Genomic DNA, 12,316 nt, shown 5'->3' with positions numbered 1-12,316 from the left:
CAAATTAACCTGCCATAATTACACTCTTTTACACTTCCATCCTGTACCTAAGTTAGTATATTTTCTGACCTTAATTGATACCAATTTTCTTAATTAAGTGGTCTATTTTGAAGCGAGAAAATCTTGTCGATAACACCGCTACCGCGTTCTGCTATCGCCAAAGTACCGACGTCCATGCAGGCAAGACAAAAATTTCTTATGTCGTTGTTTTAAATTAGAGATTTTTAACACAGTAAACGTCAGATTTACGCCTTCAGATTGAGCAAGTATTAAGGCCAATTGGTATAAAAGGTTGCTCTACTTATTATGAATTACAGATTCGCTAACCCGTTTCACTATTTTGACTCAGCACTTGAGCTGTTTGAGGAAGTACATAACTAAGATTGCGTTAATAGCCTCTTTCTAACATCACCAGATGGAGTCCCCCATCACCCATATAGGTACTTTGTTAGATGGAAACGTAATGTCATTGCCTCAATATAGAGTGCTGAGTAAAGCAAATGGTGTTACTTTTGAAAGGATTTTATTATGCGTGTAATACTGACTATACTCGTTTGCGCTACCACATCGCTGGTAGGCTGCGGTGGAAGCGCTTCAGACTCAAACACTGTGCCTCCCCCAAAAAATATTGCTCCCAACCCTGCGCCTAACCCTCTGGAAAATAAACTCAACCTCAGCGCACTTGATCAACAAAATAGCCTGTACTCCAGCGATTTGGGTTACACCACAGCTTTGGAGCGCGTCTTTAACTTAAAAAATGACAAGCTATTAGTGCTAGGAGAAACGTCAAGTGTTGAAGAATCGGGAAATAAAGAAGGTTTTTATGCCATCACTGATCCTAACGGTCAAACTTATCAGTTCGAACAATCGACTGAGGGGTTTGTTGATGCTTGTGTATTCGATTCGGGTGAATACATTCTTGGTCGATTTATACAAGAAGGCGACGATATATTCAGTGTGCAACTAGAGCGTTATGATGAAACTGGCGTACAGCTAAAAAGCGTACCAATGCAAGCACTATCAATGGATGTCAAATATTATATACCCACTGACAAAAACGCTTGGCTTCTCAATCCTTTCACTATCATCCCGACAGATGACCCTCTTAGCGACACAAAATACACTCAAACCAGTATCACGTGGTGGCGCTTTAATAATGCTAAGTTCACCTGCCATGATGAAAACTTATATGTTAGTTATAATAATGGCGGACGAAAAATTGCAAAATATGACGCCAATTTACAACTAATGTGGCAAAAACCTATCGATATTCGGTATTGGGGTAATAGCTCTCGGGCTTCAGAAGCAATAGAAATTGCCATCTCTGATAATGGCTACCTTTATAGCGCTCAAAACATCAGCACAGATGCAATCCCCGCATATAACCATAAATTTTCGACGGTTCATGCAGTCCCCCAAGATGTTGCGCAAAGTGACATGCACGTCATTGTAAAAACATTTGACCTCAATGGCGAGTTGCTTAATGAGCAGTTTATTAGCGATGAACACTCTTCTTTGATTGACGATATCAAAGTGCATCAAGATACCGTGTTTATCGGTGTATCAGCGCGGCGAAGCAAAGCAGATAGTACGCGCTATTCGAGTGAATGGGATGTTGGTTTAATACAGGTTTATCATGGTGAACGAATACCTCAGCGGTATTGGTATAACATAGACAAAGAAGATGTGCTGAGAGGGTTGGCAATAGCTGATAATACACTTTATCTTTACGGTCATATCGGTGGTGTGCAAGTAGACACAAATAGCTGGGTTGAACACACCAATGGGTTTATCGGACAACTGGACATAGAAAACTTGTCTGATCTATCCATCGAAACATACCACACCGAGCGCTCTGCGAGTATTCAAAGTTTATCGGTACATGACACAGGTACTATTACCGCTGTTGGTATTGAAAATGCACCGATGACGCACTCCGCAGATACCTCTATGGCGGGACTGTTTATAAAAGTGAACAGTAACCCATAATGTTACTCTCGCGAAGCGCTATATAAATGAAATACTTAATCTGAGGTTTGGGGATAGCGATGCAACTTCATTGGCAATAACTGGTTGCCAGCAAGGCGTTAATCACCCCAAACCCAGATCTGGTAATATCAATTATTTTAATTAAGTAGCCTATTGTGAGGCGAAAAAATCTTGTCGATAACTCGGCAAAAATTTGCTATTTAGTTGTTCTAATATAAGAAATTTTTAACGCGGTTAGCTACGCCTTCAAATTGAGCAAGTATTAAGTCTAATTGGTATAACAGACGCTCTGTACAATTAGCACAAAGGAAACGTGATCAGCGCTTTAGCCCCTTGATTGTCCGCTAAATTACTCAAGTACAGCTCGCCTTGTTGATTGCGAATGATTTCTCGACTGAGTACTAAACCAATGCCCGAACCGTTCGGTTTAGTGGAATAAAATGGGACAAAAAGATTATCTAAATTATCAATGCCACCGCCATTATCTTGTAGGCAAAGTTGCCATTGTTGCCGTTTTTCAATGGTGAGTGTAATACCTTGCTTCGAAGCTAATTGATTTGCTTGTAGTGCGTTATTCACGAGATTAATCATGGCTTGTGTGAGCTGCGGTTCATCACAATACAGTACACCTGAACTCAGTACGTCTATTTGCACTTCAGGAAAGAGCGCTTGCCAGCGGTTAGCTAATACTTCAACCGCTATCGTTTGTTTTTCTACCGCAGGTAATTGAGCAATTTGCGCATAATTTGCAACAAATTGCTGTAAGTGTGCCGCACGACTCTCTATCACCCCTAGCATTGTTTGCTGCGTTACCAATGGAATTGCGTCTCTGTCTTGTTGTAATGATTGCGCCATGGAAGACACGGGAGTAAGGGAGTTACGAACCTCATGGTTTAGCACTGAAAGTAACTTTTGCCAGACTTGTTTCTCGTTGTCTCTTAGCGCTTGCTCCACCGATACAAAAACCAGCAATTGATAGACACGCTGCCCGCGATAAAGTGGGTGTGATGCTATCTTGTAGCGCGAAGAGTGTTGTTGTAACTGCCACTGTTCATCGACCTGATTTAATGCCAATTTTGACGCTGGTATCCCATCTAGGGTCATATTTGGATATATGTCCGCCATAGCACGATTGGCAAAATAAACCTGTTGGTGACCATCAAGCACAAGTACTGGCAGTGTTAGCTCACTGATAAAATTAAAGACAAAAGCCTCGTTTTGACCATATTCTTGCCGTTTTTGCTGTAATCGTTCAACAACTAACTGAATTTCGGCTTTTAGCGCTGCGACTCGACCACCTTGATAGCTAGATAATTGCCATACAGTTAGCTCCTCGTTGGAGATGCTATCTAGCTGCACAGCAAGGTTATCAAGTACTGACATCACCTTGTTGTAGCTATACCAAAGTGACAGTAAAGAAGGCACTAGTAAGGCTAAAAGTAAGGTTATTGCCCCCAATAAAGTCAGCTCAAAATAAATAATGGTCGCAATTAATAGCACAGCAAGAGTGACTAAAGGGACCGCAAAACCAAGCCATAGTTTTTGCTCAACGGATGTGAGCTTAGCCACCTTGGTTGCCCTTTAATTTGATTTCATGTTTTTCTACACGTCGATAAATTGCAGATTTACTCAGCCCCAAAAACTCACCAGCGGCAACCACATTTCCCTCAAAGTGACGAATAGCATTTTCTATCATCCGCTTTTCAGCCTCTTCAAGGCTTAGCAACGGCATATCTTGCTCGTGAAAATCTTCATCTAACTCAAGATCTTGTGCACCTATCACAGAGTGCGCCCCTAAAATCACTGCACGCTCAATCACATGGGATAATTCTCGAATGTTGCCAGGCCACGAGTATGCTTTCATTTTTGCAATTGCTGCATTACTTAAGCTGCGTTCACCACCGGTGTCATTGCCATGGCGCTTGGTATGTAGCGCTAAGAAATGAGTCGCTAAACTGGGTAGCTCATCGACTCGCGCTCTAAGTGCAGGGACGGTTAAGATAACCGTATTTAAACGATAGAGTAAATCTTGGCGAAATAGTCCAGTTTTCACCGCGTCGCTTAGATCAACATTAGTAGCCGAAATTATCCTCGCATTACTGTTACTGGTTTTTGAGTCGCCGAGCACTTCATACTCTCCGCTTTCCAGCACTCTGAGCAGTTTTGCCTGTTGTGCTACCGGCAAACTGCCAATTTCATCCAAGAATAAAGTCCCATTTTGAGCCATTTCAAAGCGCCCTGTGCGATTCGCTTTCGCATCAGTAAACGCCCCTTGGCGATGACCAAACAACTCACTTTCAAATAGCTCTGTGGGAATTGCGGCCATATTAACACTAACAAAAGGCTGCTCACTACGTAGACTATTGTTATGGATGTACCTTGCTAACTGGCTCTTACCACTACCATTTTCTCCCAATATCAATACATTTGCATCGGTTTTTGCAACCCTTAGTGCCTGTTGTAGTAAACGACTGGGCATTTTATTTTGCGTGTTATTTGTGGGTGGCTCAGTAGTTGTTTGCCTTGTTTCAATGTGGCGTTTAACGGTTTTTAACAAGCGCTGGTTTTGCCATGGTTTTTCGATTAGATCACACGCACCTAGCTGCATTGCTTGTACCGCCAACTCGACTTTGGCCCAAGCCGTGATGACTATCACAGGCACCTCTATCGACACTTGCCGAAGCCACATCAAAAATTGCAGCCCTTCTTTTCCCGAGGTAGTGTCTTTATTGAAGTTCATATCCAGTAAAATCAGTGCAACAGGTTGCTCTGCAAGTATGACTTTTGCCTCGTCGGGGTGTGAAGCTTCGATACTCCGATAACCGTGGCTTTGCAGCAAAATAGTTGCAGACATACGCACATCAGGATTATCTTCAATGATTAAAACAGCTGTCATCGTTTCCTACTTCTTGTTTGTTTATACCAATTCTCTTAATTAAGTGGTCTATTTTGAGGTGAGAAAATCTTGTCGATAACACCGCTTCCGCGTCCTGCTCACGCCGAGGTACCTACGTCCTGTAGGCAAGGCAAAAATTTTGTTATTTAGTTGTTCTAAATAAGAAATTTTTAACACTGTTAGCGTCAGATTTACTCCTTCAAATTGGTATTAGGTTCTTACCCACACTTTTATTGCCTTATTGCGCTCATTGGAGCGGAATTGATGAGTTGTCTCATCGGATATACTGCACAGAAAAGTGCAAAAGTAAGTAGTGTCATCAGCACTACCAAAAACCAGCTTGGCTTGACTAAAAGCCACTCAGATGATGGCGCGCTCAAGTACAGCCCAACTACGGCTGTCACAGCGACAAAAATTGCCGCACAAACGGGTATCAGCGTGTCTGATATTAACAAGCGATATAAACGATGTTTTTTCGCACCCAGCGCCATGCGCATACCAAACTCATATCGTCGTTGCTCAAAGCTATAGCTGAGCACGCCGTATATACCTACACCGCATAACAATAAGCTAAAGCCACATAGCCCAAAGCTTAACAACAAAGTGAGACGTTCTAAATATGTAAGCTTATGATATGTTTGTGTTAGGTCTAAAAACCGCCATATACCAGCCTGACCTGCTACGGATTGAATAGCCGATTGAACTTGAGCACGCGTCAGTGTTACATCAGGTTCCATTTCAATAATAAATGGGTAACCAAAAGGTAGCGCAGGCAACCAAGCCGTCTTGCCTTGAAGCTCGGTATAACGTTTTGGATGGTTGAAATTTTGTGAGATCCCGACCACTTCAGCTGGGACATCGGGGTTAAATATAAAGAATGTATCTCCGAGAACATTGCCCCCCGGCTTTAGCGCATGTGCGGCTGCTTCTGATACAATGACTTCTTCTTTGTCCCCCCTAATCGCCGCTTCACTAAATGTGCGCCCAGCAATCAGCGAAAGCCCTGTTAATGCAAAATAATCTGGACCTACATTTGCTCGGATCATACTTGGCATCCATTCACCAGCCAGATCCCGCATCGCAACCACCGCTAAGTCGTTTTGTAATGGGCTTTCACCATGTGCTACCCCCACCACACCGGGTATTTTTCTGAGTGCCTGTTTAAAGTCTTCAATGTGTGTGTAGCGCTTGGGAAATGGCGTCGAGTCATTTGGTATATGTAGCATCACACTGTATATATTATCTACCTGAGTTCCAAGGGGTCGCAACAGTGTATCCGCACTTTTGCTCAGCACAAGCGTTGCACCAAGCACCAGCACGGTGGTGAAAAATAGCTGAACCGCAACCAGTGTTTTGGTCATCTGCATGCTGAGCGCTTTCACACTCCCTTTGCCCGAAGTACGTATGCTTTGACTGAGTTGATTAAAATTAACCATACGCGACGTTACAAAAGCAAACAATAACGCCAACAACAGCACTATCAAAACTGCGCTAAGCAACACAGTAGAGTCCAGAGAGAGTGTATCAATAAGCGGTAAGTAACTGTGAGTCAGGGATTGTACTAGCCGCAGTTGCCACGCCGCAAAAAATAGCCCAACCACCACGGCACTTGCAACTAGCAATAACGCTTCGAGGAAAATGCCACGAAACAATACACCACGCTTTGCACCAAGCATTGCCTGCAGCACAAGCTGTTGTTGAAGCGTGTGAGCGCGAGAGATGAATAAGTTACTTACATTAAAAATGGCAATGAGCACCAAACACATCACACTGAGTAGCACAACAATAGCCAAGGTATCATGGCCTGCTACTTCTACATCCCGGTATAGACGTATGATAGGTTTAATATCCTGTAATTCTTGCTCTGCTGATTGCCATTCTCCTCGATGCCTGAGACTGTTTTGATAAAGCTGCTGCGCTAAAGTGCTGTGTGTGCCTTGCTCGGTAAGTATCGCCAATAACTTGAGATTTTCCTGCCTACTTGTCCATGGATGATATTCACCACGCTTGGTACCAAAAAATCGTTCATTCTCTGAGAAGCTTAACCATAGCTCTCCCTTACCTTGGTTTAAAAAATAAGGGTCTGAATAGGCCTGAGCAGCGACACCGACCACGGTATATAGCTTATCAATAATCCGTAAGCTCGCGCCCAGCACGCGAGCTTCACCATTGAAATATTTTTGCCACAATGGATAGGAAATAATCACTTCAGGGTTTTTCTGATTAATATCTTCAGTCGTAGTCAAGTATCGACCCAGCGCAAGTGGCATTTTCATCATAGTGAAGTAGTCATCACTTACAAAACTCAGCGTCAGTTTAGGTGAGCCTGGTAAGTTTTCGACGACATCCGAAAAACTACTGATCAAAGCACGCTTTTGATAAAGCGCCTCGGTTTGTCGCCAATTAAGCATGTTTTGAACACTTTGCATGCCTTCAAATACCCGATCTTGATAGATATTGCTTTGCTCAATGACCACAAAGCGTGACTCACTCTCTATATCAAGAGGTTTAATAAAAAAGCCGCTAAACAGGCTCAGTGCAACAAAAAAACAGCTTAGTGTCAGCGCCAAGGTCAACACTAATGTAATACAGAAACTAGGCACTTGAAGTAAGCTTTTGATGGCCAGTGTGGTTTGCCGTTGGAGCTGCATCAAAGTCATCACATAACCTCCGATAAATGAGCTGAGTGAGACACTTTGCTTTTTGACACCAATACTCCATCCAGCAGTTGAATTTGCTGTTTTGCGTAGCCTGCATAGCGGGTGTCATGAGTAACCATACAAATGGTAACACCTTGTTCATTGAGGCTGTTCAGCAAGGCCATCACCGCATCACCATTCTTAGAATCTAAGTTACCTGTGGGTTCATCCACCAGCAAAATACTTGGCTCGCCCGCAAGCGCTCTGGCAATAGCTACGCGCTGTTGCTGACCTCCTGATAATTGACTCGGTTTGTGATTGGCTCGGTGGGACATCTCTACTTGCGTTAACGCTCGTATCACGCGCTGTTCGATTTCTTGAGCTGTGAGAATTGGCTCTCGGTAGTGTAGCGGTAACGCAACATTGTCAAATACGGTTAACCCATCGAGCAGATTAAATGATTGAAATACGAAACCAATATGTAAATTCCTCAGTTCTGCCTGAGTATCTGCATCGAGTGAACTGGTTTCAACACCTTGAATGCAATAGCTGCCTGAGGTGATCTCCTCTAGTAGCCCTAAAACACTGAGTAACGTCGACTTACCCGAGCCGGATGGCCCTGTAATTGCGAGATAATCACCTGCTTTGATGTTTAGACTGATGTTACTAATCGCATGGGTTTCTACATCCTGACCGTAGTAAACCTTGCTTACTTGGTGCAATGCCAAAATTGTATTATCCATTTGCTTTTCCTTTACCGATTGAGTGATGTAATTGTTATTTTTTTTAAGTGTTGATGAGCTGACATATCTGACATCACCACTTGCTCACCGGCTGAGCCGCCTTCAAGTATTTCAATGGCATTGCCGGCTAGTTTACCAAACTTGAAACTTTTTTTGATGAGTACATTTTCTTGTTTATCTAAAACAAATAAGTCGCTATTGGATTGTGGAGACAGCCACGGTAATTGGGGGATTGAGAGCGCGTCCTGTATCCTTGCAGTAAAGATTTTACCCTCGATGGTCAGCGCCGGACGCGCGTTACTTGGCAGGGTCCCCGTTAACGCCAGCTCAATGGCGATACGACCATCTTGAACAACCGGTACAACACGACTCACCGTTGCAGCAACTTTACCGACAAAGGTATTGATCATCGCCGGCTGCCCTATCACTACCTCACTTGCCTCTCGTTCAGGTACTAACAAATCTGCCACCAGCAGACGTTCACTGCCCACCACCGCAAGAGTTTGCCCCGGTGTAATTGCTTGCCCTTGACTCACATTCACAGCTTGCAACATCCCTGCGATCCCAGCTTTGACGTTCAGTTGTTCCACTGCTTGTTTTGCTATGTCATGGCTCAGTTCATATTCTTTTAGCAACTCCCGCTCAATCTCAATACTTCTAATATGTAGTGCTTGCATTTGTGTAAGTTGTTGCTCACTGAGTAAAACGCGGGTTTTTAGCTGTTCAAGAGTCAGGACGGAGCGCTTATGATCAAGTTCTGAAACAATGCCTTGTTTCACTAACAGTCGCTCAGCTTGCTCTCGGAGTTTGGCACTCTCACACTCACTATGGAGCAGTGCTATTTGCCCTTGCAAGGTAAGTAATTCACTTTGCTGACTGAGCTTCAATGCGTCAACACTGGCGCGTTGCCTAGCAAGTGTTAACCGTTCACGCTGCAATCTTTGCGTCAGCTCAGGATTAATCAAGCGCATAATAACGGTATCTGGCTCCACTTTTGTGCCTGCAAGATACTCGACCGTGCTTACTTGAGCGGAAAATGTTGTGGTGATTTCTCGGCTAAGTTTCGAACGTAATTTTCCATACCCAGAAACGCTATACTGTATCGAGCTTTTTTGAATTGGTGCAAAGGTAATCGTATTCGCATCAAGCTGATTATGCTCTTGAGATAGCAAAAAACTCAGTGCCACAAACACACTAAGCGTTATACCTAGCCACCGCCAAATGGGTGACTGACGAGAGGATTTATTGCGGCTGATTTTAATGTCCATAGTGTTATCGCACTGTTTTTTGATTTCATAAAGCGAACACCATGCCAAAAGTAACCTGTTGATATATAGTCAATTTAACAGTCTCCTTTTCGTTTACTCTCCCAATAATGGGACAATATTCAACAGCGCTGGGACAAGCATGTAGTGCGCGTCGCCAAAGTCTGTAGTTTGTGATTGCAGTTGCTAATTTTTTGAGCTAAGTTAGTCCCTGATACATTAACGAAGGAAAGTAATAAAATGCACCGCTTACTCATCTGCTCTGTTAGTGCAGTACTGGCGCTTTCAGGCTGTAATTCAACTCCACATAACGACACACCCGCAGATAAAAACCTGACTGTTGGTGTGGTTCAAAAAGAAATCAAAAATGGCCTTCCGGCCAGTGACGTCGCTATTGCATTAGGCAGCCCTAATATTGTCAAGACCGATCCTGATGGCAAAGAAGTGTGGATCTATGACAAATTTACCAAAGAGCAAGTGTTTCAAACGAACTCGGGAACATTGGGCTACTTTTCAGGGAATGGCGGTGGCATAGTGTCAACGGGCTATGACAAAAGTAAGGTTAGTACTAAGACGCTCACGGTTGTCATCAAGTTTGATAAGAGAGATACAGTCGAAAAAGTAGCGTATCATACCAGTTCGTTCTAGGAGCAATAATCAATGAACGCCCTAGTAACAGCAACCGTTAAAGGTGTCGTACTTGCGACAACACTGCTTATGCTGAGTGGATGTAAAAGTTCCGCGCCACAAATGTCAACGATGGAAGTGCGTAGCTTACAAACCAAAGAATATAGCGATGCAGAGTCTATTTTGGTTTACCGTGCACTTGTCAACGCACTGCTGGATAGAGAGTTTACTATCAGTGCGTCAGACTCATCTTCAGGTGTGCTAATAGCAAATTACTCCACCACCCAAACCAATACCACCGAAGCGGTCACCAAAGCACTGGCAACCTATTTCACCCTCGGCTTAAACTGGATATTTGGTGACAACAACATGGATGATATACTTACTGTTGATGTCTCTGCCAATGTTGCCCCAATAAAAAGCGGTAGTCGACTTAGGATTAATGCGGTGGCTAAACGCCTAAATAGCGATGGTGAAATCGTCGAGTCGCAAATGATAGTCGACCCTAATTATTATCAGGGTATCTTTGAACAAATAGAAAAGTCGGTGTTCTTAGAGCAAAACATCAACTAAACCCAAAAGCTGAGCCTACTACTCAGCTTTTTGATACCCTTTACGTTACTGCGTTCTGATCTTTAAGCAAAGCTTACATTATACCAATTCGCTTAATTAAGTGGTCTATTTTGAGGCGAGAAAATCTTGTCGATAACGAGGCAAAAATTTTGCTATTTAGTTGTTCTAAATGAGAAATTTTTAACGCTGTTAGCGTCAGATTTACTCCTTCAAATTGAGCAAGTATTAAGTCAAATTGGTATTATGCTCATGAAGCAGTGTGATGATATCGCCAAATTCCCTTAAAGGCTTTACTCGCTAAATAGAAAAATAACAGTGGCATGAGTACTAATTTTAATATTAGTAGCGAAACCACATTCAAAAAATCAATAAATAAAGACTCTGCGGCATTAAGCATATCAGTAATTCCACCAGATACCGCTTTAATTGCTCGACTGAGTGTGCCTTCTGTATCACCTTGAAGCTGCTCATTTAATTCATTAATAGCTTGTTGATGTTGGTCTTTCTCTCTATTAATGAGTGCGATTTGGTTATCTAGCTTTGCCTTTTTACTGTCTAGTTGTTGCTGCTTCTCTATAAGTGGCTTAGCTTCTTCACTTTTAGTAAATGTTAGCCACTGTGACAAACTGCGATTAGCTTGCGCCGCTTCAATGTCTTTTGATAGTGCTTGAAGTTGTGCGCTGAGCTCAGTCGCTTCACCGTGCAGCTGAACTTGTTGATTGGTTAGTTGTTCAATATGCCCACGATGTGTTTGTTTTTGCTCAGTGACCTTGGACTTTAACCTAGCACTTTGGCTGCTGGTCTGCGTCGCCTGTGATTGAAATACATCAACACTACTAGAGACAACTTGGTTTTGTTTATCTATTTCATTATCTAACAACAACTGACTGGTGACGCCTGTCGATAAAATAACGAAAGGTACTAAAAACCGGATCAATATCATAGTCGCTAGTATTTTAGTTCGCACATGTTGCCAAAGCCCCATGTACGAGCACACTATGTAACCAACCACGGTTACCGTAAACGCGATACTAAACATAACATGGGTTGAAATAGAGTATAGAATTCGTTGAATAAACAGTGAGCCTATCGCCAGCTGCATTACATTAGATATGTATTCTGCTAAGTCATTGATAGGATCGAGCAACTGAGCTGGCTGAATACTCGCTACGCCTATGCCGAGTTCTGCCGATTGCAGCAAAGAAATCGCACCATTCACGGTACGAGCAGAAGCATAGACCAATGAAGACTGAAGTAACGCTTCGTCAATAAACGCCATCATCGCAGCGTTAAATGGCGGCAGCCAACTGGCCAACACCAGCATTATTAACAATAAAAAAATAACTAGCTGCCTGCTTTTTATTTGCATCTATTTCTCCCCCTCAACTATAGCCACGCGTTTTATACCAATTTTCTTAATTAAGTGGTCTATTTTGAGGCGAGAAAATCTTGTCGATAACTAGGCAAAAATTTTGTTATTTAGTTGTTCTAAATGAGAAATTTTTAACGCTGTTAGCGTCAGATTGACTCCTTCAAATTGAGCAAGTATTAAATCAAATTGGTATTACATCAAGCTTAACGAGT

Annotated in this window: 9 protein-coding genes; 3 read left to right on the top strand and 6 right to left on the bottom strand. The window is 42.8% G+C overall.

What is annotated here, in order from left to right; translation table 11 throughout:
* Positions 1-528 precede the first annotated feature (528 nt).
* Positions 529-1,989, top strand: coding sequence for a hypothetical protein (locus tag J8Z24_RS05395; protein ID WP_252095436.1), 1,461 nt, complete (start codon positions 529-531; stop codon positions 1,987-1,989).
* A 297-nt stretch (positions 1,990-2,286) separates the two neighbouring features.
* Here the strand turns inward: J8Z24_RS05395 and J8Z24_RS05390 are convergent, their stop codons facing one another.
* From J8Z24_RS05390 to J8Z24_RS05370, 5 genes are all read right to left on the bottom strand, one after another.
* Positions 2,287-3,558, bottom strand: coding sequence for a sensor histidine kinase (locus J8Z24_RS05390; protein ID WP_176033075.1), 1,272 nt, complete (start codon positions 3,556-3,558; stop codon positions 2,287-2,289).
* Positions 3,551-4,885: a sigma-54-dependent transcriptional regulator gene (locus J8Z24_RS05385; RefSeq protein WP_252095435.1), complete on the bottom strand. Its 1,335-nt coding sequence runs from the start codon at positions 4,883-4,885 to the stop codon at positions 3,551-3,553. Before J8Z24_RS05385 ends, J8Z24_RS05390 begins: the two co-directional genes overlap by 8 nt.
* 230 nt (positions 4,886-5,115) lie before the next feature.
* Positions 5,116-7,545 (bottom strand): ABC transporter permease, encoded by a 2,430-nt coding sequence (locus J8Z24_RS05380; RefSeq protein WP_252095623.1) that lies wholly within the window; start codon positions 7,543-7,545, stop codon positions 5,116-5,118.
* On the bottom strand, positions 7,545-8,267 hold the full coding sequence (locus tag J8Z24_RS05375; RefSeq protein ID WP_252095434.1) for an ABC transporter ATP-binding protein: 723 nt from the start codon (positions 8,265-8,267) through the stop codon (positions 7,545-7,547). Before J8Z24_RS05375 ends, J8Z24_RS05380 begins: the two co-directional genes overlap by 1 nt.
* 11 nt (positions 8,268-8,278) lie before the next feature.
* Positions 8,279-9,535 carry an efflux RND transporter periplasmic adaptor subunit gene (locus J8Z24_RS05370; protein ID WP_252095433.1) on the bottom strand — a complete coding sequence of 419 codons (1,257 nt, stop codon included), beginning with the start codon at positions 9,533-9,535 and terminating at the stop codon, positions 8,279-8,281.
* Between the two features lie 237 nt (positions 9,536-9,772).
* On the opposite strand from J8Z24_RS05370, the gene J8Z24_RS05365 reads away from it, so the two are divergent.
* Positions 9,773-10,180, top strand: a complete 408-nt coding sequence (locus J8Z24_RS05365; protein ID WP_125254406.1) for a hypothetical protein — start codon at positions 9,773-9,775, stop codon at positions 10,178-10,180.
* 12 nt (positions 10,181-10,192) lie between these two features.
* Positions 10,193-10,732 (top strand): hypothetical protein, encoded by a 540-nt coding sequence (locus J8Z24_RS05360; RefSeq protein ID WP_128732846.1) that lies wholly within the window; start codon positions 10,193-10,195, stop codon positions 10,730-10,732.
* Between the two features lie 247 nt (positions 10,733-10,979).
* Here J8Z24_RS05360 and J8Z24_RS05355 read toward each other — a convergent pair whose 3' ends face one another.
* Positions 10,980-12,101: a hypothetical protein gene (locus J8Z24_RS05355; protein ID WP_176033079.1), complete on the bottom strand. Its 1,122-nt coding sequence runs from the start codon at positions 12,099-12,101 to the stop codon at positions 10,980-10,982.
* Positions 12,102-12,316 lie beyond the last annotated feature (215 nt).

It is taken from the genome of Pseudoalteromonas sp. SCSIO 43201, assembly GCF_023716725.1.
Lineage (GTDB): Bacteria > Pseudomonadota > Gammaproteobacteria > Enterobacterales > Alteromonadaceae > Pseudoalteromonas > Pseudoalteromonas peptidolytica.
This window is presented reverse-complemented; position numbering and strand designations above follow the sequence as displayed.